The sequence below is a fragment of the Pseudomonas abyssi genome, from assembly GCF_003444685.1.
Lineage (GTDB): Bacteria > Pseudomonadota > Gammaproteobacteria > Pseudomonadales > Pseudomonadaceae > Halopseudomonas > Halopseudomonas abyssi.
Genome location: NZ_LMAZ01000001.1, coordinates 1,002,745 through 1,024,358 on the forward strand (window position 1 = coordinate 1,002,745; position 21,614 = coordinate 1,024,358).

Annotated in this window: 17 protein-coding genes; 6 read left to right on the forward strand and 11 right to left on the reverse strand. The window is 61.9% G+C overall.

The annotated features are described in order from the left end of the window. Window positions 1-9: 9 nt before the first annotated feature. The gene (locus ASB58_RS04665; RefSeq protein ID WP_096004621.1) at window positions 10-657 is read left to right on the forward strand and encodes a hypothetical protein; all 648 of its coding nucleotides are present in this window, start codon (window positions 10-12) and stop codon (window positions 655-657) included. An 80-nt stretch (window positions 658-737) separates the two neighbouring features. Here the strand turns inward: ASB58_RS04665 and ASB58_RS04670 are convergent, their stop codons facing one another. The 4 genes from ASB58_RS04670 to ASB58_RS04685 form a co-directional block, all read right to left on the reverse strand. Further along, window positions 738-1,505: an SDR family oxidoreductase gene (locus ASB58_RS04670; protein ID WP_096004622.1), complete on the reverse strand. Its 768-nt coding sequence runs from the start codon at window positions 1,503-1,505 to the stop codon at window positions 738-740. A 229-nt stretch (window positions 1,506-1,734) separates the two neighbouring features. Continuing rightward, window positions 1,735-3,540: an allophanate hydrolase gene (gene atzF / locus ASB58_RS04675; RefSeq protein WP_118129511.1), complete on the reverse strand. Its 1,806-nt coding sequence runs from the start codon at window positions 3,538-3,540 to the stop codon at window positions 1,735-1,737. A 220-nt stretch (window positions 3,541-3,760) separates the two neighbouring features. After that, window positions 3,761-4,075, reverse strand: a complete 315-nt coding sequence (locus ASB58_RS04680) for an SCP2 sterol-binding domain-containing protein (protein ID WP_083729026.1) — start codon at window positions 4,073-4,075, stop codon at window positions 3,761-3,763. Between the two features lie 50 nt (window positions 4,076-4,125). Then, entirely contained in the window at window positions 4,126-4,830 is a 705-nt protein-coding gene (locus ASB58_RS04685) for a histidine phosphatase family protein (RefSeq protein WP_118129512.1), read from the reverse strand. Between the two features lie 173 nt (window positions 4,831-5,003). On the opposite strand from ASB58_RS04685, the gene sohB reads away from it, so the two are divergent. Both sohB and ASB58_RS04695 read left to right on the forward strand, forming a co-directional pair. Further along, the gene (sohB, locus tag ASB58_RS04690) at window positions 5,004-6,029 is read left to right on the forward strand and encodes a protease SohB (protein ID WP_118129513.1); all 1,026 of its coding nucleotides are present in this window, start codon (window positions 5,004-5,006) and stop codon (window positions 6,027-6,029) included. A gap of 8 nt (window positions 6,030-6,037) precedes the next feature. Next, window positions 6,038-7,024, forward strand: a complete 987-nt coding sequence (locus tag ASB58_RS04695) for a YhdH/YhfP family quinone oxidoreductase (protein ID WP_118129514.1) — start codon at window positions 6,038-6,040, stop codon at window positions 7,022-7,024. Window positions 7,025-7,089: 65 nt separating this feature from the next. Here ASB58_RS04695 and ASB58_RS04700 read toward each other — a convergent pair whose 3' ends face one another. From ASB58_RS04700 to metH, 5 genes are all read right to left on the reverse strand, one after another. Then, window positions 7,090-7,587 (reverse strand): DUF934 domain-containing protein, encoded by a 498-nt coding sequence (locus ASB58_RS04700; protein ID WP_096004627.1) that lies wholly within the window; start codon window positions 7,585-7,587, stop codon window positions 7,090-7,092. Further along, the gene (locus tag ASB58_RS04705) at window positions 7,571-9,229 is read right to left on the reverse strand and encodes a nitrite/sulfite reductase (RefSeq protein ID WP_096004628.1); all 1,659 of its coding nucleotides are present in this window, start codon (window positions 9,227-9,229) and stop codon (window positions 7,571-7,573) included. The genes ASB58_RS04700 and ASB58_RS04705 overlap by 17 nt, the downstream gene beginning before the upstream one ends. A gap of 354 nt (window positions 9,230-9,583) precedes the next feature. Continuing rightward, window positions 9,584-9,814 (reverse strand): DUF2970 domain-containing protein, encoded by a 231-nt coding sequence (locus tag ASB58_RS04710; protein ID WP_065335795.1) that lies wholly within the window; start codon window positions 9,812-9,814, stop codon window positions 9,584-9,586. Window positions 9,815-9,861: 47 nt separating this feature from the next. Next, complete coding sequence (locus tag ASB58_RS04715) at window positions 9,862-11,196, reverse strand: MATE family efflux transporter (RefSeq protein ID WP_118129515.1); 1,335 nt, start codon at window positions 11,194-11,196, stop codon at window positions 9,862-9,864. Then, the gene (metH, locus tag ASB58_RS04720) at window positions 11,196-14,888 is read right to left on the reverse strand and encodes a methionine synthase (RefSeq protein WP_096004630.1); all 3,693 of its coding nucleotides are present in this window, start codon (window positions 14,886-14,888) and stop codon (window positions 11,196-11,198) included. The genes ASB58_RS04715 and metH overlap by 1 nt, the downstream gene beginning before the upstream one ends. Before the next feature lie 170 nt (window positions 14,889-15,058). Here metH and nfuA point away from each other — a divergent pair, with 170 nt between their 5' ends. Together nfuA and ASB58_RS04730 are read left to right on the forward strand one after the other, a co-directional pair. Further along, window positions 15,059-15,643 (forward strand): Fe-S biogenesis protein NfuA, encoded by a 585-nt coding sequence (nfuA, locus tag ASB58_RS04725; protein WP_096004631.1) that lies wholly within the window; start codon window positions 15,059-15,061, stop codon window positions 15,641-15,643. Window positions 15,644-15,793: 150 nt separating this feature from the next. Continuing rightward, window positions 15,794-16,726 carry a chemotaxis protein CheV gene (locus ASB58_RS04730; protein WP_096004632.1) on the forward strand — a complete coding sequence of 311 codons (933 nt, stop codon included), beginning with the start codon at window positions 15,794-15,796 and terminating at the stop codon, window positions 16,724-16,726. 11 nt (window positions 16,727-16,737) lie between these two features. Here the strand turns inward: ASB58_RS04730 and ASB58_RS04735 are convergent, their stop codons facing one another. Then, entirely contained in the window at window positions 16,738-18,669 is a 1,932-nt protein-coding gene (locus tag ASB58_RS04735; protein WP_181977863.1) for a transglycosylase SLT domain-containing protein, read from the reverse strand. A 198-nt stretch (window positions 18,670-18,867) separates the two neighbouring features. On the opposite strand from ASB58_RS04735, the gene ASB58_RS04740 reads away from it, so the two are divergent. After that, a complete protein-coding gene (locus tag ASB58_RS04740) occupies window positions 18,868-20,790 on the forward strand; it encodes an ATP-binding cassette domain-containing protein (protein ID WP_118129517.1) in 1,923 nt (640 codons plus the stop codon). Window positions 20,791-20,889: 99 nt separating this feature from the next. Here the strand turns inward: ASB58_RS04740 and ASB58_RS04745 are convergent, their stop codons facing one another. After that, a complete protein-coding gene (locus ASB58_RS04745; protein WP_083726005.1) occupies window positions 20,890-21,327 on the reverse strand; it encodes a universal stress protein in 438 nt (145 codons plus the stop codon). Between the last annotated feature and the right edge of the window lie 287 nt (window positions 21,328-21,614).

Genomic DNA, 21,614 nt, shown 5'->3' on the forward strand with positions numbered 1-21,614 from the left:
TCGCTGGGTATGCAATTTTTCGGACTGGCCTTGATCGCTGCTGTGCTGGCAGCGCTGCTGGTACTGCTGGTCGTGCGCTATGGCTGGCATTTGCGCTGGTTGGCAGGCTGGGTGAAAGGCAACGTGCTGTTGCTGGGCTTGGTGCTGGCGACCCTGATCGGGCTGCTCGCATGGGATCTGCAGTATTTCAGGGTGATCGAGCCACGCACCACGGCGGGCACCCTGACCTTCAGCAAGGTAGGTAATCAGCAGTATGAGGCGGTGCTGTCCGGTGCGGGAGAAGAGCGCAGGGTGCGCTTGACCGGTGATCTCTGGGAGCTTGAGGTAGAGGTGCTGCGCTGGCACGGCCTGGCGAGCCTGATTGGCCTGCAGGACGGCTACCGGATGCATCGGCTGCTGGGGCGCTATATCGCACTGGAACAACAGCGTGATGCCGGTAGCGCGCTGTCAGCCAACTTCAACCCCACGCCGGCCTGGCGTGATCTGTGGGTCTGGGTTGATCGGCTGGAAAGCCAGGCGATGGTGCAGGCTGATGCCTTTGAAGTGCGCTTTGTGCCCCTGGTGGATGGTGCGCGCTTTGCCCTTGAGGTCGGCCCCACCGGCCTGACGCCAGAGCCGTTGAATGCACAGGCACGCGCGGCCATGAAGGGGCTGTGAGCGCTGTCCCCCCGAGCGTGTCGCTACGCAGAAACAAAAAAGGCTGCCCGTGGGCAGCCTTTTTTATTGCCGGCTGGCAATCAGGACAGCATGCCGCCGTCGACGTTGATGGCAGCGCCGGTAGTGTAGCTGGAGGCTTCGCTCACCAGGTACAGCACGGTGCCGGCCATTTCGGACGGGTCTGCTGCACGGGCCAGCGGGATGCGCTCCAGTGCCGGCTTGAGGATCGCGTCGTTGGTGGTCAGGGCTGAGGCGAACTTGGTGTCGGTCAGGCCTGGCAGCAGGGCGTTGCAGCGGATGCCGAACTGAGCGGTTTCCTTGGCGAAGACCTTGGTCATGTTGATGACCGCTGCCTTGGTGATGGAGTAGATGCCCTGCAGCTGGCCGGGCACGACGCCGTTGACCGAGGCGACGTTGAGGATGTTGCCGCCGCCGTTTTTGCGCATCAGCTTGCCGGCTTCTACCGACATGAAGAAGTAGCCACGGATATTGACGTCAACGGTCTTCTGGAAGGCGCCCAGGTCGGTGTCCAGCACGTTACCGAAGTAGGGGTTGGCAGCAGCGTTGTTGACCAGGATGTCCAGTTTGCCGAACTGCGATTCAATCGCTGCAACGGTGGCGACGATCTGCTCCATGTCGCCGATGTGGCAAGCCTGGGCTGACGCCTTGCCACCGGCGGCGACAATGGCGTCGGCTACGGCCTGGCAGTCTTCGACCTTGCGGCTGGAGATGATCACGTGCGCGCCCTGCTGGGCCAGCAGCTTGGCGATGGCTTCACCGATGCCGCGGCTGCCGCCGGTTACCAGGGCTACTTTGCCGTCGAGGTCGAACAGTTGGGTCTTTTGCATGGCTTGATCCTTGATCTCGTTCTGCCTCCTTGCAGAGGCGCTGATTGGATGCCGCGCAGCGGCCGCAGATAACTGCGAGCGCCGGGCAGGGCGACATGACCGCTTAATCTAAAGCAGCGATGGGGCAGTAACAAGGAATGTGTCAGAGGATTAGACAGGGTGTTGCCGGAGCATTGGCTGGATCAATGGGCCACCGGCTGCAGGGCGCAGCTGGTGGCGCTACTTGGGGTTAGTGGTTGTTCTGGCTGGCGATAAAGGCGCGCCAGCCGCCAAAGCTGGTAATGTCGCGTGCGCCCTGCAGTGCGGCTGGCTCGCAGATGAACCCCTTGACCCAACGGCCATCGGCCAGTTGCAGGTTGCCGATGCCCAGCGGCGGCGGAATTTCGGCAACAAATTCGCCGAAGCGGGCTATGGGTACATCCCACAACTCGACGATGATTTGTGCGCCATCCTCGTTGACGCGCGCCAATCCCGGTTTGGGGGGGACGGTGCCGGGCAGGGCATACAGGCGGTAGTCGGCGCAGGTCAGGGTCTGCTCTACCAGGCAGGCGTCGCGGGTGGTGAGCTGGAAGTTGAGCGGCATGCCGGTCAGGTGGGCGCCAACCACCGCAACGCGAACGGAACCGGGTGCGGGCGGGGACGATTCGGCCGGCGGCGGGCAGGGGCGGTCGGTGGCCCCCAGTCGTAGTGCCATGTGCTGTTGCCAGCGTTTGCCGAGGCTGGCCAAGGCGTGGTCGTGCCAGGCTGGAGCAATCAGCGTGACGCCCGCTGGCAGACCGTCTGCGCGGAACCCTGCCGGTACGGCCAGCGCGCTGAGGTCGGCCAGGTTGGTGAAATTGGTGTAGGTGCCAAATTGGCTGTTATACAGCACCGGCTCATCCTGCATCTCGCTGATACGGCGAATGGTCGGTGAGGTAGGGACCAGCAGGGCGTCGAAGTCAGCCAGCAGCAGGTTGATCTGGCGCGACAGCTCGGCACGGGTGTATTCCGCACGATAGGCGTCGCAGGCGCTGTACTGGTCGCCGCCGGCCGTAATCGCGCGTACCACCGGGTCCATGTCGTCCGGGTTGACGCCATCGACAGCAACTGTCCGCTCCGCCACCCAGGAGCCCTGATACAGCTGGGCTGCCAGTTCGGCAAAGGGGCTAAAGTCGATCTCGCACAGCTGGGCTCCCAGCGCCCGCCATTGCTCCAGCGCGGCCTCGTAGGCGGCTTGCATCTGTTGGTCGCCGTGGAACTCGGGGTTGCTGGCAATCGCCAGGCGCGGCGCCTGAGGCATACCGACCGGTGCACTGCCAGGATTGGCGCGGCTATAAGGGTCGGCAGGGTCGAAACCGCCAGCGATGCCGGCGACCTGCTCGGCATCCTCTACGGTCAGGGCGAAAACGGAGATGCAATCCAGCGTTCTGCAGGCCGGCAGCAGGCCGGTATTGGGCAACCAGCCGCGTGTTGGCTTGAGGCCGACGATGTTGTTGAAGCCGGCCGGTACGCGACCCGAGCCGGCGGTGTCGGTGCCCAGTGCAAAGGGCACCAGTCCGCGGGCGACGGCACTGGCTGAGCCCGAACTGGAGCCGCCGCTGACGTACTCGGGGTTGAAGCTGTTGGCGACTGCGCCGTAGGGAGAGCGGGTGCCCACCAGCCCGGTGGCAAACTGATCCAGGTTGGTCTTGCCAATCAAAATGGCACCGGCCGCACGCAGGCGGGTGACCACGGTCGCATCGTTATCGGCGACACGGCCAAAGGCTGGGCAGGCGGCAGTCGTCTGCCATCCGGCAGCATCGATATTGTCCTTGATCGCAAAGGGCACGCCGTACAGCGGCAGTGTTGTCAGGTCACCATTGGCAGTGTCCAGCTGGGCTGCCAGTGCTTGTAGTTGGCCGGTCAGTTGCTCGGCGCTGGCTAGGCTGATCCAGGCGTTGTCTGTCTCGCTTAGCTGGGCGCGCAGAGCGGGCAGCAGCGTGTCGGGGGTGACGCCGGGTTGTTGGTAGGCTTGCTGCCATTGGCTCAGGGTGAAACCGGTGGTGCTGTTGCTCATAGTGTTGAATACCGTCTTGGATACAAGATGGTATTAACTAAAGCAAGTCGCATGCCTCTCTGGCTAATATCAGTGTAATCAGTTGGTTAGATGTTTTTGAAGCAAAGGGGGGAGTCGGTGGAATGGCTGTGTGCCCGGTTCTGGGGCGCTTTGCCTGGTGGTCTGCCTGATTGCGGGGCAGAGAGGGGGCCAGGGCGGCGCCCCTCCTTGGCTGTCGGCCTCAGGCGGGGAACAGTTCGCCCAGCTTGAGGGCCAGCATCATGTCGCCTTCAGCGCGCAGCTTGCCGCCCATGAACGCCTGCATGCCGTCGGTTTCGCCTGTCATGACGCCGACCAGGGTTTCCTTGTCCATGATCAGGGTGACGTTCGGATCGGCGGCTTCGCCTTTGGCCAGAGCGCAGGTGCCATCCTTGACGGTCACGTTGAAGTTCTCGTCGTCGGTGATGTTGAACTGGAATACCAGATCCAGACCGGCTGCAGCGGCTGAGTTGAACTTGGATTCCATCTGGCTGGTGATTTCTGCAACGGTAGTCATCGGTCGTTCCTATGCTGGTTGAAGTGACGGGGCTGGATGCGCCGTCGCGGTTATCTGTAGCTGATCCATTCCGGACGCTGGTGGATGTCCAGGTGCGCCTGGCTGTTGAAGGCAGCCAGGCTGACCTTGTCCGCCCGGTACTGCAACCGGCTGACAGAGGTATTCACGATTTGCCAGTTCAGCTCAAAGGCGCTGGTGGCTGGCATTTGCGTGATCAGTTGCAGGGCGGCGGTAATGGTGCCGCCCGAGGCAAAGATGGCGATGTTCTGGCCGCTGTCGGTGTTGGCTGCCATGACGCGCTGCAGACCGCCGGCTACCTGATCTACATAGCTTTGCCAGGTGGGGCAGCCCTGCGGCGGGTTATCGTCGGTGATCCACAGGGTCACAGCCATGCTGAAAATACGCTGGAATTCCTTGCGGTATTGCCCGGCATTGGCGAGGTAGAAGTCGGTGTCGGCGATGTGATCACGCACCCGGGGCAGGTAGGCTGCCATGACGGGATCAGAGTGGTATTCGTTGAATGCCGGATCGATCTGTATATCGGTTTCGGGTTGGCGCAAGCCCGCCAGGCAGTGACGGGCGGTGTCTATCTGACGGCGCAGATCGCCTGCATAGCAGGCATCAATACGCAGGCCGCAGCGATGCAGAAACTCGCCGCACAGCTGGGATTGGCGCACGCCCAGCGGGGACAGTTCATCGTAGTTGGCTGCGCCCAGCGACGCCTGCCCGTGTCTGATCAGGTAGATACTGCCCACAATCCCCGGTCCCGTTTGCTGTTATGCGTTGAGGTTAGGCTTGAGCTGACGAGGCTGTCAATACAAAATCATACGAGCGTTTGAATTTTGCCAGCGCCGGCGCCGCCCATGGACAGGGCGTTGCTGTATGCTTGAGCGCCAACGCAGGCTATTTGAACAGGGTGGAGAGCGCAGTGGAATGGTTTGATCAGTATGTCTTTTTCCTCGCCAAGGCGCTGACGGTGCTGCTGGTTGTTGGTGCGCTCATCGTGCTGGTCGCGGCCAGCAGGGGCCGTGGCAAGCGGGCAGAGGGGACGCTGCAGGTCAGTCGTCTGAATGACCGTTTCCAGCGTATGAACGAGCAACTGAGCGAGCTGGTGCTCAGTAAGCAGGCACGCAAGGCGCAGCTCAAGGCCCGCAAGCAGGAGGCCAAGGCGCGCAGCAAGGACCCGCAGGCGGACGAGCAGGGGCGCGTCTACGTGCTCAACTTTCACGGTGACATCAAGGCCAGCGCGCTGGAGAACCTGCGTCACGAGGTCAGTGCGGTGCTGGAAATCGCCCGCCCGAGCGATGAGGTGCTGGTGCGCCTGGAAAGTGGCGGTGGCATGGTCCACGCCTACGGGCTGGCGGCTTCGCAGCTGGTGCGAGTGCGCGAGGCAGGGATTCCGTTGACTATCGCGGTCGACAAGGTAGCGGCCAGCGGCGGCTACATGATGGCCTGTATTGCCGACCGCGTTCTGGCAGCGCCCTTTGCCATGCTCGGCTCCATTGGTGTGGTGGCTCAGTTGCCCAACGTGCATCGTCTGCTGAAGAAGCACGATATCGATTTCGAGATGCTGACGGCTGGCGAATACAAGCGCACACTGACTATCTTTGGTGAGAACAGCGACAAGGGGCGGGAGAAATTTCAGGAAGATCTGGAAACCATCCACCGCCTGTTCAAGGCGTTTGTGGCCCGCTACCGCCCGACACTGGATATTGACGCGGTGGCAACCGGCGAGGTCTGGTTTGGTAGCGAAGCCCTGTCGCGCGGCCTGGCCGATGAGATCAAGACCAGCGATCAGTATCTGTGCGAGCGCGTTCGCCAGGCTGACGTCTTTGAGGTGCAGTTTGAACAGCGTAAGCGGCTGCAGGAGCGCCTGTCCGGCGGCCTGTCCCAGACGGCTGACAAGCTGTTGGTCACCTGGGCTTCACGCTTTCACAATCAACGATTCTGGTAGGAGCGAATATGTCTGAATTCAAGGCGTTGGTGGTATCTGAGCAGGACGGACGCTATGTTTCGGCCGTGCAGCAGCGGCACGTGGATGAACTGCCCGAAGGCGACGTACTGATTCGTGTGCGCTACTCCTCGCTGAACTACAAGGATGCCCTGTCCGCCAGCGGCAACAAGGGCGTCACCCGGAACTACCCCCACACCCCGGGCATCGATGCGGCGGGTGTAGTGGAGGCCAGCTCTGCGTCAGAGCTGGTGGCGGGCGATGAGGTGATTGTGACCGGTTACGACCTGGGTATGGGCACCGCTGGTGGCTTTGGCCAGTATATTCGGGTGCCGGCGAGCTGGGTCATCAAGCGTCCTGAGGGGCTGTCCCTGCGTGACAGCATGGTACTGGGGACTGCCGGTCTGACGGCGGCCCTGTGTATCGACAAGCTGGAGCAGGCCGGTCTGACGCCTGGTCAGGGGCCGGTACTGGTGACCGGCGCGACAGGGGGCGTGGGCAGTATTGCCGTGGCCATGCTGTCCAGCCTGGGGTATGAGGTGGCCGCCGCCACTGGCAAGGCGCTGCAGGCCGAGATGCTCAAGCGCCTGGGTGCCAGTCAGATTGTTGACCGTACCGCGCTGCAAAGCGGCACAGAAAAGATGCTACTCAAGGAGCAGTGGGCAGGGGCGGTGGACACCGTGGGGGGCGATATCCTGTTCAACGTGGTCAAGTCGCTGCGCTATGGCGCCAGCGTCGCCACCTGCGGGATGACCGCCGGCGGAGCCTTTGCCGCGACTGTGTTCCCGTTCATTCTGCGCAACGTCAACCTGCTGGGGGTGGACTCGGTCGAGCTGCCACTGGTGGTCAAGGCGTCGATGTGGGATCGGCTGTCGCTGCAGTGGAAGACCGATCTGCACAATCTGGAGCGGGAAGTTTCGCTGGAGGAGCTGCCCAACGAGATCGAGCGTATTCTGGCCGGCAAGATGACCGGGCGCGTGGTGGTCAATCTGGATTAGTCGGCTGGCAGCATGTATCAAGCAGTCATAAAAAAACCGGGGCTCAGCCCCGGTTTTTTTGCGCCTCAGGCGCGGCGGCGGAACAGCGGTAGCGGCTGATCGGTCGCTGCCTGATAGGTGTTGGAAAAGTCTTTCAGGCTTTCCAGCGCCTCATCGGCGTTGCGGTCGGCACGCAGGGCAAAGGCGTCAAAGCCGCAGCGCTGCATGAAGAACAGCTGATCACGCAGGACATCGCCAATGGCACGGACTTCGCCCTGGTACTGGTAGCGGTCACGCAGCAGGCGGGCGTTGGAGTAGTTGCGACCGTCGCTGAAGACCGGGAAGTTCAGCGCGATAACCTGGAACTGCTGCAGGTCATCGGCAATGCTTTCCACTTCCTCGTCGCTGTCCAGCCACACACCCAGACCGCCATCACGGGCTTTCAGGGCATGGCTGTGCTCCAGCCACAGTGCCAGCGGCACGATGATACTGTCGCTATTGGGCAGGCCGTCCAGGGTGGCGTCCTTGTCCAGCAGGTGCCAACTGTCGTTGACCACCTCACCGTTCTTAATTAGCCGCTGCATACACGCGCTCCTTGAAGGGTGCCATGCCGATACGCTTGAAGGTATCGAGGAACTGTTCTTCGGGGGTGCGGTTCTCGATGTAGACATCGATCACCTTGGTCATCACGCTGGGCATATCTTCGGCCGAGAAGGACGGGCCGAGGATCTGGCCGATGCTGGCATCGCGACCGCTGTTGCCGCCAATCGAGACCTGATAGAACTCCTGGCCTTTTTTGTCGACGCCCAGTACGCCAATGTGCCCCACATGGTGGTGACCGCAGGCGTTCATGCAGCCTGAAATGTTCAGGTCCAGATCGCCGATGTCGTGCAGGTAGTCCAGGTCATCAAAGGTGCGCTGGATGGCTTCGGCGATCGGAATCGACTTGGCGTTGGCCAGGGCGCAGAAGTCGCCGCCGGGGCAGCAGATGATGTCGGTCAGCAGGCCGATATTGGGGGTCGCAAAACCATGCTTGCGGCAGGCTTGCCACAGCTCGTACAGGTCGCTCTGGCGTACGTCGGCCAGCACCAGATTCTGCTGGTGGGTAACGCGCAGCTCGCCGAAGCTGAACTGATCGGCCAGGTCGGCAATGGCGTCGAGCTGTTTGTCGTCGGCATCGCCCGGGGCAACCGCGGTCGGCTTGAGCGACAGGGTAACCGCGGCATAGCCCGGTACCTTGTGGGCGTGCACGTTACGCAGCGCCCAGTTGTTGAAGCCCTTTTCGGCTTCACGCTTGGCCAGGTAGTCGGCGTCGTCGCCGCTGAACTGCTCGTAGGCAGGCGCAGAGAAGTGGCCGGCAACACGATCCAGCTCTTGCTGGGTCAGGGTGGCCGGGCCGTCCTTGGTGTGCGCCCATTCGGCATTGACCTTCTCGGCGAAGACCTCGGGAGTCAGAGCCTTGACCAGGATCTTGATGCGCGCCTTGTACTTATTGTCACGACGGCCATAGCGGTTGTAGACACGCAGAATGGCATCGAGATACGTCAGCAGGTGCTGCCAGGGCAGGAATTCGCAAATCTGCGAGCCGACAATCGGCGTGCGGCCGAGACCGCCACCCACCAGCACGCGGAAGCCGATGTCGCCGGCATCGTTACGTACAACGTTCAGGCCGATGTCGTGTACGCCGATGGCGGCACGGTCCGCCTCAGCGCCGTTGACGGCAATCTTGAACTTGCGCGGCAGGAAGGCGAATTCCGGGTGGAAGGTAGACCACTGACGGATGATTTCGCACCACGGACGCGGGTCAACCAGCTCGTCAGCAGCAACGCCGGCAAACTGATCGGTCGTGGTGTTGCGGATACAGTTGCCGCTGGTCTGAATGGCGTGCATCTGGACTTCGGCCAGGTGGGCCAGAATATCCGGCACGTCTTCCAGGGCCGGCCAGTTGAACTGCACGTTCTGACGGGTACTGAAATGTACATAGCCCTTGTCGTACTGACGGGCAATCAGGGCCAGTTTGCGCACTTGTCTGGCAGAAATCAGGCCGTAGGGGATGGCAACGCGCAGCATTGGCGCGTAGCGCTGAACATACAGACCGTTCTGCAGGCGCAGCGGCAGGAATTCGCTCTCGCTCAGCTCGCCGGCGAGAAAGCGGCGGGTCTGATCGCGGAACTGCTTTACGCGGTCCTCGACGATCTGCTGATCATATTCGTCGTAGATATACATACAGAAACCTGTTCATGGGGCACTGCTGGCCCCTTCTTTAGTCATGACCCTTCAGGCTTGGGCGGGCAGACAATAGCAGTTTTTGAATATGCACAAAAGGAATGTTTATCTATATGTTTAGATCGATTTTGTACATAAAAAGCGGCCTTGAGAGCCGTGTTGGAATGGTCTTAACTGTTATCTGACATTGCACTACAACCATAACAACAAGACAGAGGGCTTTTATATGACAGACCACAACCTGCAGGAGAGCAGTGCGGGCGAATCGTCCCTGGACGCCATGGCCGCGGTTGCCTTGATTCTTATCGTGGTGGTGGCTGCTGTGTTCTGGGTCAGTGGCCAGTAGGCCTGCTGTCAGCCAGCAGCGACATGCAATACCAGTTTCACGACCCCCAGTACGCAGAGGACAAATAGCAGGGTAAAGCCAACACCGGCAATAATAAAGTGGCTGGGTTTACCCTGACTGAAGTCGCGCTCGCGGGCCCGGTTGCTCTGCACGCCCAAGGCGGCAGCCAGCACGCTGGAGAGGGTGTCGCGCAGGCGCATCGGCTTGTCGTTCGGCTGTTGTTGATCTGACTCGCTCATGGGCACAGCTCCGTTAGGGTGCTCTGCCAGCTTAGGTGCTTAGCGGCTCAAATGCGAATGTCGGCCCAATGCCGGCGACGCCACATCAGCGCAAAAATCATTGAGTTGATACAGCGATACAGGCTCTGCAGCAGCCACACCAGCAGCAGGCCGCCGCCCAGTAGCGGTCCGGCAATATAGGCGCAGGGCAAAAACAGCAGCCATTGACTACCCAAGTTTACGGCCATGACGGTGCGGCTAGCGCCAGCGCCCAGCAGCGCCTGGGTGAGGACCAGGGCGGTCGCATCCAGGCTCATGCCCAGGCCGGTAATGCGCAGCGGCCATTCGCCGAGGTCGATCAGTGCCGGGTCCTGGGTAAAGAGGCCAAGAATCAGATGTGGCGCCAGCCAGAACGGCATGCCCAGTACAAAGAGCACCAGAATAGCCACGCGGACCACGTCCCAGCCCCAGCGATAGGCCTGCTCCGGCTCTTGCCTTCCCAGGCTGTGACTGACCAGTGTGGTGGCGGCCATGCCGAGGCCCACGCCGGGCAGAATCAGGAACAGCGCCAGGTTGACCAGCACATGGGCGATGGCCAGCTCGTCGGTGCCGATGCGCGCGACAATCCAGAACAGGGTGGTAATTCCGGTGGCGAAGAAGAACTGCTGCAGTGAATTGGGCAGGGCCAGGCGCAACATGGCGCGAATCTCGGTGCCGCGTGGTCGAGCCCGCAGGAAGCCGTGTTCGCGCCCGCCATGCAGGGTGATGCCGAAATACAGCGCCGAGCCCAGCAGCATGGCGATCGCGGTGCCCATGCCCGAGCCTTCGGCGCCCATCTCCGGCAGGCCGAAGCGGCCGAAGATCAGGCCATAGCTGATCAGCACATTGGCGACATGCATGATGATCAGAATCTGCAGGTAGCGGCCGGCCCGGTGGGTGCCGTTCCAGTAGCCGCGAAAGGCAAAGTTGGCGCCCACTGCAACGATGGCCAGCACGCGCCACTGGAAGTAATGGGTGCCTATCTCGACCACTGCAGGGTCGTCGGCGAGAAAGCGAATGATGCGCTCGGCCTGGGTCCAGCACAGCAGAGTGAGCGGCACGGCGAGCAGCAGAGCAATCAGCAGGCCTTCGTTGAGCGGACCGGCAATCCGGTTGGTGTCACCGGCGCCCTGGCGGCGTGCCACCATGGCCTGCACCCCGGCGCCCAGTCCCATGACCAGCGCAACGGCCATGAAGTTGGCGTAGCTGCCCAGCCCCACACCTGCCAGCGCCTCGCTGCCCAGGCTGCCGACCATGGCGGCGTCCACCAGGTTAAGCAGGCTCTGGCTCAGCATGCCGCCCATAATCGGCAGCCCGAGCACGGCGATGCTGCGCAGCCGTGCGCGGGAGGGGAGCAGGGCCATCAGTTGTCGTAGCTGAGGTTGGGTGCCAGCCAGCGTTCGCTGACTGCCTGATCCTGACCTTTGCGGGCACTGTAGGACTCAACCTGATCACGGGTAATCTTGCCGACCGCGAAATACTGGCTTTGCGGATGCGAGAAGTACCAGCCGCTGACGGACGCCGCCGGGAACATGGCGAAGTGCTCGGTCAGGGTCACGCCGCTGGTGCCCTCAGGATCGAGCAGCTTGAACAGCGTGGCCTTTTCGGTGTGATCGGGGCAGGCGGGATAACCAGGTGCCGGACGAATGCCGCGATACTGCTCACGGATCAGGCTGTCATTGTCCAGCTCTTCGGCGCTGTCGTACCCCCAGTAGTTCTTTCGCACCTGCTCGTGCAGCCATTCGGCGCAGGCCTCGGCCAGACGGTCGGCCAGCGCCTTGACCATGATGGCGCTGTAGTCGTCTCCCTTGGCCTCATACTCCTTGGCCAGCTCTTCGGCGCCGATGCCGGCGCTGGTGATAAAGCCGCCGACGTAGTCGGTCTTGCCGCTGTCTGCCGGGGCTACAAAGTCGGCCAGCGACAGGTTGGGCTTGCCTTCGGGCTTGATGGTCTGCTGGCGCAGGTGGTGCAGCAGGGCCAGCGGTTCACCTTGCGGGTCAAACAGCTGGATGTCGTCATGTGCGACCTGCTGGGCCGGCCAGAAACCGAAGACCGCGCGGGCGCTGATCAGTTTCTCGTCGATCAGGCGGGTCAGCATGCTGCGGGCGTCGGCGTACAGCGCGGTTGCCGCCTCGCCAACCACTTCATCTTGCAGGATGCGCGGGAACTTGCCGGCCAGATCCCAGGAGATGAAGAAGGGCGTCCAGTCGATATATTCGGCCAGCACCCGCAGATCGATGTTGTCCAGTGTCTGCACGCCGAGCGCGCGCGGGGTGGGCGGCTGGTAGTCGGTCCAGTCGAGCTGCAGGCGATTGTCGACCGCCTGTTGATAGGTCAGGTATTCGGTGCGCGCCGAGCGGTTGGCGGTGCGCTCGCGGACTACGGCGTAATCCTCGCGAATCTGCTGCACGTAGCCCGGCTTGAGCTCCTTGGACAGCAGCGAGGTGGCCACGCCGACCGCACGAGAGGCGTCGGTCACGTAAATCACCGCGTCGTTGTGATAGTGCGGCTCGATCTTCACGGCGGTGTGCGCCTTGGAGGTGGTGGCCCCGCCGATCAGCAGCGGCAGATGGAAGTCGCGGCGCTGCATTTCCTTGGCTACGTGGACCATCTCGTCCAGCGACGGGGTGATCAGACCGGAGAGACCGATGATGTCGCACTTTTCGTCGATGGCGGTCTGCAGAATTTTCTCCGCCGGCACCATCACGCCGAGATCGACGATGTCATAACCGTTGCAGCCTAGTACCACGCCTACGATATTTTTGCCGATATCGTGCACATCGCCTTTTACCGTGGCCATCAGGATCTTGCCCTTGGCCTCGGGGGTGTCGCCCTTTTCCTCTTCAATAAAGGGGATCAGGTGCGCGACGGCCTGTTTCATGACCCGGGCAGATTTGACCACCTGTGGCAGGAACATCTTGCCGGCACCGAACAGGTCGCCGACCACGTTCATGCCGGCCATCAGCGGGCCCTCGATAACTTCGATCGGGCGCTTGGCCTGCTGGCGAGCCAGTTCGGTATCTTCGACGATCCAGGCGGTGATGCCCTTGACCAGCGAGTGCTCAAGGCGTTTTTCCACCGGCCAGCTGCGCCATTCTTCGTTTTCTGCTTCCTTGGCGGCGCCGTCGCCCTTGAACTGCTCGGCAATGGCCAGCAGGGCGTCGGTGGCATCAGGGTTGCGGTTGAGGATCACGTCCTCAACGCGGTCACGCAGTTCGGCTGGGATTTCGTCGTAGATCTCCAGCTGGCCGGCGTTGACGATACCCATGGTCAGCCCGCTGCGAATGGCGTAGTAGAGGAACACCGAGTGAATCGCCTCGCGCACCGGGTTGTTGCCGCGGAACGAGAAGGACACGTTGGACACGCCGCCCGAGCTCAGTGCGTAGGGCAGGTTGTCGCGGATATAGGCGCAGGCATTGATGAAGTCGACAGCATAGTTGTTGTGCTCTTCGATACCGGTAGCCACGGCAAAGATGTTGGCGTCGAAAATGATGTCTTCCGGCGCAAAGCCGACTTCGTTGACCAGGATATCGTAGGAGCGCTGGCAGATTTCGTTCTTGCGCGCTTCGGTATCAGCCTGACCGGCTTCGTCGAAGGCCATGACGATGACGGCCGCGCCGTAACGTTTACACAGGCGCGCGTGCTGTTTGAACTGTTCAACCCCTTCCTTCATCGAGATCGAGTTGACGATGCCCTTGCCCTGAATGCACTTGAGGCCGGCCTCGATCACATCCCACTTGGAGGAGTCGATCATGATCGGCACGCGGGAAATATCCGGCTCGCCGGCGATCAGGTTGAGAAAACGCACCATCGCCGCCTTGGAGTCGAGCATGCCCTCGTCCATGTTGATGTCGATGACCTGGGCTCCGGCTTCTACCTGCTGCAGGGCAACCTCAAGCGCTTCGGTGTAGTTTTCCTCACGAATCAGGCGGGCGAACTTGGCGCTGCCGGTAATGTTGGTGCGCTCGCCGACGTTAACGAACAGCGATTCCCGGGTAATGGTGAAGGGTTCCAGGCCGGAGAGACGGCAGGCTGGTGCGATCTCCGGGATCTTGCGCGGCGGATATTGGGCAACGGTCTCGGCGATGGCGCGAATATGCCCGGGTGTGCTGCCGCAGCAGCCGCCGACGATGTTGAGGAAGCCGGCGCGGGCAAAGTCTTCGATGACCGCAGCCATTTCTTCCGGGGTTTCATCGTACTCGCCGAACTCGTTGGGCAGGCCCGCGTTGGGGTGCGCCGAAACAAAGGTATCTGCCTTGTTGGACAGTTCTTCCAGATAGGGGCGCAGGTCCTTGGCGCCCAGGGCGCAGTTCAGACCGATGGATAACGGCTTGGCGTGGCGCACCGAGTTCCAGAAGGCTTCGGTGGTCTGGCCGGATAGGGTGCGACCGGAGGCATCGGTAATGGTGCCGGAGATCATGATCGGCAGTTCGATGCCGTCGTCTTCGAAAACCTGCTGCACGGCGAAAATGGCCGCCTTGGCATTCAGGGTATCGAAGATGGTTTCGATCAGAATCAGGTCAGCGCCGCCTTCGATCAGGCCGCGAGTCGATTCAATGTAGTTTTCTACCAGTTCGTCGAACGTGACGTTGCGGTAGCCCGGGTCATTCACGTCCGGTGAGATGGAGCAGGTGCGGCTGGTCGGGCCCAGCACCCCGGCGACGAAGCGCGGGCGGTCCGGGTTTTCGGCGGTCTTCGCGTCACAAACCTGGCGGGCGATGCGGGCCCCCTCGACGTTCAGCTCATAGGACAGCGCCTGCATGCCGTAGTCGGCCTGGGAAATACGCGTCGCGTTGAACGTGTTGGTTTCGATGATGTCGGCGCCGGCGTCCAGATAGGCTTTCTGGATGGCCGATAACACCTCGGTCTGCGTCAGTTGCAGCAGGTCGTTGTTGCCCTTGACGTCGCTGGGCCAGTCGGCAAAGCGTTCGCCGCGGTAGTCCGCTTCTTCCAGCTTGTAGCTCTGGATCATGGTTCCCATGCCGCCATCAAGAATCAGGATGCGCTGCTGCAGGGCGTTACGCAGGGCGGTCAGGCGGGTGCTTCGGTCAGGCATGGGTACTCCGGGAAAGGCGCGCTGAAAAGCCGAAAATCATAGCACGGCGCGGGCTTGGGTGGCAGTTGGCTGCTGCCTGGATAATAACCAAGTAAAAAGGTAGGGCTTTATTCGCGAGCGTGCATCCCTTACACTTGCGCCCTATAAGGTCATTGAGTACGAGGCATTTCATGGCAGGCATTGTTTTTACCCAGGCGGCAGAGGACTACCTCGCTGACCTGCTGTCCAAGCAGGATACTGAAGGCGTCGGCATTCGGGTGTTCATCACTCAGCCGGGCACCCCCTACGCGGAAACCTGTATTGCCTACTGCAAGCCCGGGGAGCAAAAGCCGGAGGACGAGCTGCTCAAGCTGGACTCTTTCAATGTCTGGCAAGACGCCGTCAGCGTGCCTTTTCTCGAAGAGGCGCTGGTGGACTTTGCTACCGACCGCATGGGCGGCCAGCTCACCATCAAGGCGCCGAACGCCAAGGTGCCGATGGTCAACGACGACAGTCCGCTGAACGACCGCATCAACTACCTGCTGCAAACCGAGATTAACCCGGGACTGGCCAGCCACGGCGGTGACGTCAAGCTGGTGGATGTGATTGAGGGCGGTATTGCGATCCTGCAGTTTGGTGGCGGCTGTCAGGGGTGCGGCATGGTCGATGTGACTCTTAAGGAGGGCATCGAGAAAACCATGATTGCGCGGATTCCCGAGATCAACGGTGTGCGCGACGCTACCGACCACAGCGTTACCGAGAATGCCTACTACTGATTTGGCAGCAACCGCTCGTCGTGGCCGTGCATAAATAATCGGCGCCGGCCTGACGTATGCTTGCGCCGGGCCGCAGCTGTAGCGCTATACTGCTGCAAACAGGCTGGCCTCGTGCCAGCGCTTGTTCCATCGGCACGATGAGGCGACGTTATGGCAGGGGTTCTGGATACGGTTGACCAGCGCACGCGACTGGTTGGTGAAAACCGACTGGAAATATTACTGTTCCAGCTTGCCGGACCGCAGCTGTTTGCGCTCAACGTCTTCAAGATTCGCGAAGTCCTCACGCTCCCGGCGTTGACCCAGATGCCCCAGCGCCACCCAAACGTGGTCGGCGTTATCCACCTGCGCGGGCAGACCATTCCAGTGATTGATCTGTCCGGTGCCATCGGTTTGCAGCCGCAGGCTGTGGATGCCAACAGCACCATCATCGTCACCGAGTACAACCTGTCCGTACAGGCGTTTCTGGTGCGGGCGGTCGATCGCATCATGAACCTCAACTGGGACGCCGTGCAGCCACCTCCGCGGGGCGCAGGGCGCGCGCATTATCTGACCGCCATCACACGGCTGGATAACATGCGTCTGGTTGAGATCATTGACGTCGAGAAGGTGTTGGCGGAAATCGTACCGTTCAATACCCGGGTCAGCGATGCCTTGCTGGAAGACCCGCTGCTGCAGCGCGCCCGCGGGCGCGAAGTGCTGGTGGTGGATGATTCGCCGACCGGTGTCAATCAGGTGCGTGACACGCTCGCGCAGCTCGACCTGCAGCTGCATGTGGCTACCGACGGGCTGAAAGCCCTGCGCATGCTGCAGGGCTGGGCCGACGCCGGTGAAGACCTCAGCGAGCGCCTGCTGATGGTGATCACCGATGCCGAGATGCCGGAGATGGATGGCTATCGTTTAACCACCGAGATTCGCAAGGATCCGCGCCTCAAAGACCTGTATGTGGTGCTGCACACCTCGTTGTCCGGCAACTTCAACAAGGCCATGGTCGAGAAGGTCGGCTGTGACGGCTTCCTGTCCAAATTCCAGCCCGACCAGCTGGTCGAGGTGGTACGTACCCGGCTGCAGCGGCTGGAGTCCTGAGCGCTGCTGGCTCAAGGCTCCAGATAGCGCTCGTGCTGTTCCATCACTGGCTGCTGAATGCCGAGTTTCTCACCGTAGATCACTGCATAGCTAAGTACGCTCTGCACGTATTTGCGCGTCTCATCGAAGGGAATGGCCTCAATCCACACGTCTGATGGCAGGCTGCCCATGTCGCGGGTCCACTGACGCACGCGCCCCGGTCCGGCATTGTAGGCGGCGGAAGCCAGTACCCGGTTGCCAGCGAACTGGCGATGCAGGCCAGACAGGTAGGCCGCACCCAGGGCGATGTTGCGCTCGGGGATCAAGGCATCCTCATTACCGGAATAAGGGATGGCGTAGCGTCGAGCAGTTTCCCGCGCGGTGGCCGGCATCAACTGCATCAGGCCCATGGCGCCAGCGTGTGAGCGGGCGTCGGCCATGAAAGCGCTTTCCTGACGGGTGATGGCATAAACCCAGGTGGAATTGATTTGGCGTGTCTGGGCCTGATCCTTGATTGATTGCTGATAGGCCATCGGGAAGCGGATATCCAGATCGTCCCAGTACTGTGCCTGGCTGATGCCGCGGATGGCCGGGAAGTACCAGGCCATCTGGTTGGCCAGGACGGCCTGTGCAATCAGCTGCTCGCGGTTGAAGCGGTCACCCGCGTGATACCACTCGCGGCGAGCATTGATCACTTCATTGCGGTCCAGAAACTCCTTGGCGCGCAGGGTGCCCGGGTCTTGCTGCACGCTCTGCATGACCGCGTCCGGCACGCTGGCGCGCTGATGATTCAGGGCGTAGGGCTGACGCGCTCGTTCTGCTGCGAGAAAGCCGTAGAAATCGCGCTCCTGCGCCAGCGCCTGATAGTCGCTGACCAGTTCGCCCACGCCGTTGTTGGCCAGTTGCGCACTGCGCAGACGCCAGTAGCGCCAGCGGCTCTGCCCGGCCAGTGAAGGCGGCAGTTGCGCGGTAAGCTGGCTGGCGGTATCCCACTGGCGGGTCCGCAAGGCCAGGCGCACGCGCCACTCGCTGACGTCGTCATCTTTCATCTGCGGATCGTTGGCTGCCATGAAGGGCAGGGCGGCCGGGTCGACCTTTTTGGCCAGACGCACGCCTATATCGCGGGTGATCGCCAGGCGGTCTTCCTCGGCGTACGGCAGATCCTTGTATTGCCGCCACAGGCTCAACGCGGTGCTCGCGTCATCGCGGCCGAGTCGGCGCAGTGAGACGGTGGCAATGTCGGCCATGCGCTGGGGCGGCAGGCTGCGATAGGCGCTGGCATCGCGGAGTTTGGTTGGCTGGGTGGCGGTATCGACAAATAGAGTCGCCAGCGCCTGGTTGTCCTGCATTAGCTTGGTCAGGTAGCGGGCCAGGGCGTCTTGGCGGTACAGCAGGGCCAGGCGGATACGTTGCCAGACCACGTCGTCGTTTAAGCCGCCGGCGGCGCGCCAGCGATCAAACAGCGGGTCGCAGGCGTTGGGCTGTGAGCGACCGACAGTCCAGAGTGTCTGGGCCTGCTGCATGGCGCCGGCTTGGTCGCCCATATCCCATTGGTGCATAGCACGGCGGCAATCCAGGCTGGCGTTGCGGTCAGCCTCCTGGTACTGCTGGTCAAATTGCTGCCATTTGCCCTGGCGCGCCAGGCGGGTCAGCCAGCGGTCTTTCAGGCGGCTGGCAAAGGGCAGGGTGCTGTGATCGCGAACAAAGTCGGCCAGGTCCTGATCGGTGGCACTGTCGAAAGTCTGGTTCAGGTAAGCCTGGCGGATGTAGGGGTAGAGCACGTAGTCGCGTAGCCCCGGCTCCAGCTGTCGAAACTGCTCCCACTGCTCCTTGTCGATGGCCTCCAGCGCGCGATCATAATTCAGGCGCTGGCTGTCCAGGCGAGCATTGGCCTGGGCCAGCACGGGCAGCAGCAGGCCGGCAAGAAGAGTACAGGTGAGAAAGGAGCGGGTATGGCGACGCATGATTCTCCTGCCGCGAGGGCGTTGCAAGCTCGGTAATTGTCGTTGCGGCTGTCTGCTTTGCTGGCTGCAGCCGATTTGCGCACAGCTTAGCCTGTTGCCTGACGGCGGCATAGGGCCGGCATGTGAAATGGCGCACAGCGGTTATCGGCACGCCCGCCACAGGGTAGACTATGCGGCTTGCAAACCAACAGGTGAGTTATGGCGCTGCTCTCGTTCTCTGATGTATCCCTGGCCTACGGCCTCAATCCGCTGCTCGACAAGGTGAGCTTTCAGCTCGACCGGGGCGAGCGCGTGTGTCTGATCGGCCGCAATGGCGCCGGCAAGTCCAGCCTGTTCCGGCTGGTGACTGGTGAGCAGGGCGCTGACGAGGGCGATATCTGGTTTGCGCCGGGTTTGAAGATTGGTCAACTGCCGCAGGAGCTGCCGGCGGCCGACGACAAGACCGTTTACGACGTGGTCGCCTCCGGCCTGGCTGGGGTGGGCGAGCTGCTGGCCGAGTACCATCACCTGATTACTGGCGAGATGGGTGATGCGGAGCTGGCGCGGCTGGAGAAGGTGCAGGTTCAGCTCGAAGCCAAAGATGGCTGGCGGCTGGATCAGTTGGTTGATACCACACTGACGCGGCTCGGCCTGCCGGCCGACAAACAAATGTCCGAGCTGTCTGGTGGCTGGCGCCGCCGCGTCTTGCTGGCCCAGGCGCTGGTGGCTGAGCCTGATGTGCTGCTGCTGGATGAGCCGACCAACCATTTGGATATCCATACGATTGCCTGGTTGGAGTCGGTACTGCTGGAGTTTCGCGGTGCCGTACTGTTTATTACCCACGATCGAGCCTTCCTGCAGGCGCTGGCGACGCGCATTCTGGAGCTGGATCGCGGCCAGCTGATTGACTGGCAGGGCGACTACCGCAGCTTTCTTGAGCACAAGGAGCAGCAGTTGGCTGCCGAGGCCACGGCCAATGCGCTGTTTGACAAGAAGCTGGCGCAGGAAGAGGCCTGGATTCGTCAGGGCATCAAGGCGCGCCGCACCCGCAACGAAGGCCGTGTGCGGGCCCTCAAGGCGATGCGGGACGAGCGCGCCCAGCGTATTGAACGTCAGGGCAAGGCGAGCTTCCAGCTGGAAACTGCAGAGGCCTCCGGCAAGCGGGTTATCGAGGTCGAGCATGTCAGCTTTGCCTGGCCTGGCCGCGCGCCGCTGGTGCGTGACCTGTCGCTTAACGTGATCCGCGGTGACCGGATCGGTCTGATCGGCAACAACGGTTCCGGCAAAAGTACGCTGCTCAAGCTGCTGCTGGGGCAACTGCAGCCGACCAGTGGTCGCATTCACAGCGGCACGCGCCTGGAAGTGGCTTATTTCGACCAGCTGCGGGACCAGCTGGAGCCGGAAAAAACGGTCATCGATAACATCTCCGAAGGCCGTGATTTCATCGAAATCAACGGCGAGCGTCGACATATCATCAGTTACCTCGGCGATTTTCTGTTTTCGGCCGAGCGCGCACGTACGCCGGTCAAGGCGCTGTCCGGCGGTGAGCGCGCGCGCCTGTTGCTGGCGCGTCTGTTCAGCAAGCCGGCCAACCTGTTGGTGCTCGATGAGCCGACCAACGATCTGGACGTGGAAACCCTGGAGCTGCTGGAAGAAGTGCTCGCCGGTTTCGACGGCACCGTGCTGATCGTCAGCCACGACCGGGCGTTTCTGGATAACGTGGTCACCAGCAGCCTGGTGTTTGAAGGTCAGGGCAGGGTGCGTGAGTATGTCGGCGGCTATGCCGACTGGCTGCGGCAGGGCGGCAGTGTTGACCAACTCGCGGAGTGGGGTGAGAAGGCGCAGCCGCAGAGTGCACCGGTTGCCGAGCCGACCCCTGAACCAGCTGCGGCAGCACCGGCAGCGGCCGCCAAGCCCAAACTCAGCTACAAGTTGCAGCGCGAACTGGACGGGTTGCCTGCTGTATTGGAGGCGCTGGAGGGTGAGCTTGAAGCCTTGCAGGCGCAGGTCGGCGATCCCGAGTTTTATCTGCAATCGCATGAGGTGACCGCGCCGGTGCTGGCGGCAGTGGAAGCCAAACAGGCCGAACTCGACGCCGCTATGGAGCGCTGGGCGGAGCTGGAAGACCAGGCGGGCGGCTAGACCGCTTCGCTTTAGCTGCAAGCTACAAGCCAGGGTGGGCTGTTCTCCCGGGTTTCTCTTGCAGCTTGAAGCTTGCGGCTTGCAGCTCCCGCAGGGCCGTTAGCCCTTCTTCCCCAGTCGTACCGCAATCACGTCGCACGGCGCGCCGTGCAGCACGTCGTTGGCGGTGGAGCCCAGCAGCAGGGCGAGGCCGTGTCGACCGTGGCTACCCACCACAATGAGGTCGCATTCCTGATCGGTGGCTACCCGATGAATCTCCTGGCGCGGATGGCCAAAGGCGATCTGCAGGCATTCGTCGGGCAGCCCGTAGTCGGCGGCAAACAGCTGCATGCGTTCCTTGGCCTGTTCAAACTGCTGCTGCTGCAGCATTGACAGGTCCATGGGTACATCCCCCCCGTACGCCATCGCAAGCGGCTCGACCACATGCAGTAGCGACAGCTTGGCGTTTAGTGCGTTGGCCAGCTGCATGGCGTGGTCGGCAACCGCCCGACACTCTTCAATCAGATCGACGGCTACCAGAACGTGTTTGTACAGCATGGGCTCTTTCTCCTTTTTTGCTCGGATACTAGGCGTTGCCCCAGCCTGATCGCAAGCGGTGCGTTGTTGATAGCGCTTCAGGTGGCCCGGCAAATGCTGCCGGCCTTTTATTTTCAAGCGCTAGCGCGTTGTTTTGAGCGTTGCGCTTTCACCAGTTTGCGGACGTTTAACAGCGTACAAAGTCAGCATACGCCGCCTGGTAGCGATGGCCCAGCGCCAAGCATGCGACCGAATGGCGCCAGACGCTCTGGCGCGCCGGTCGACCGGCTTCTACAGTAGTCTGTTGG

Coding starts and splice junctions, on each gene's coding strand:
- nfuA (WP_096004631.1), top strand. CDS start 15,059: ATGGCAGGCATTGTTTTTACCCAGGCGGCAGAGGACTACCTCGCTGAC.
- atzF (WP_118129511.1), bottom strand. CDS start 3,540: ATGAGCAACAGCACCACCGGTTTCACCCTGAGCCAATGGCAGCAAGCC.
- ASB58_RS04705 (WP_096004628.1), bottom strand. CDS start 9,229: ATGTATATCTACGACGAATATGATCAGCAGATCGTCGAGGACCGCGTA.
- ASB58_RS04695 (WP_118129514.1), top strand. CDS start 6,038: ATGTCTGAATTCAAGGCGTTGGTGGTATCTGAGCAGGACGGACGCTAT.
- ASB58_RS04745 (WP_083726005.1), bottom strand. CDS start 21,327: ATGCTGTACAAACACGTTCTGGTAGCCGTCGATCTGATTGAAGAGTGT.
- ASB58_RS04665 (WP_096004621.1), top strand. CDS start 10: ATGCAATTTTTCGGACTGGCCTTGATCGCTGCTGTGCTGGCAGCGCTG.
- ASB58_RS04670 (WP_096004622.1), bottom strand. CDS start 1,505: ATGCAAAAGACCCAACTGTTCGACCTCGACGGCAAAGTAGCCCTGGTA.
- metH (WP_096004630.1), bottom strand. CDS start 14,888: ATGCCTGACCGAAGCACCCGCCTGACCGCCCTGCGTAACGCCCTGCAG.
- ASB58_RS04715 (WP_118129515.1), bottom strand. CDS start 11,196: ATGGCCCTGCTCCCCTCCCGCGCACGGCTGCGCAGCATCGCCGTGCTC.
- ASB58_RS04740 (WP_118129517.1), top strand. CDS start 18,868: ATGGCGCTGCTCTCGTTCTCTGATGTATCCCTGGCCTACGGCCTCAAT.
- ASB58_RS04700 (WP_096004627.1), bottom strand. CDS start 7,587: ATGCAGCGGCTAATTAAGAACGGTGAGGTGGTCAACGACAGTTGGCAC.
- ASB58_RS04680 (WP_083729026.1), bottom strand. CDS start 4,075: ATGACTACCGTTGCAGAAATCACCAGCCAGATGGAATCCAAGTTCAAC.
- ASB58_RS04735 (WP_181977863.1), bottom strand. CDS start 18,669: ATGCGTCGCCATACCCGCTCCTTTCTCACCTGTACTCTTCTTGCCGGC.
- ASB58_RS04710 (WP_065335795.1), bottom strand. CDS start 9,814: ATGAGCGAGTCAGATCAACAACAGCCGAACGACAAGCCGATGCGCCTG.
- ASB58_RS04730 (WP_096004632.1), top strand. CDS start 15,794: ATGGCAGGGGTTCTGGATACGGTTGACCAGCGCACGCGACTGGTTGGT.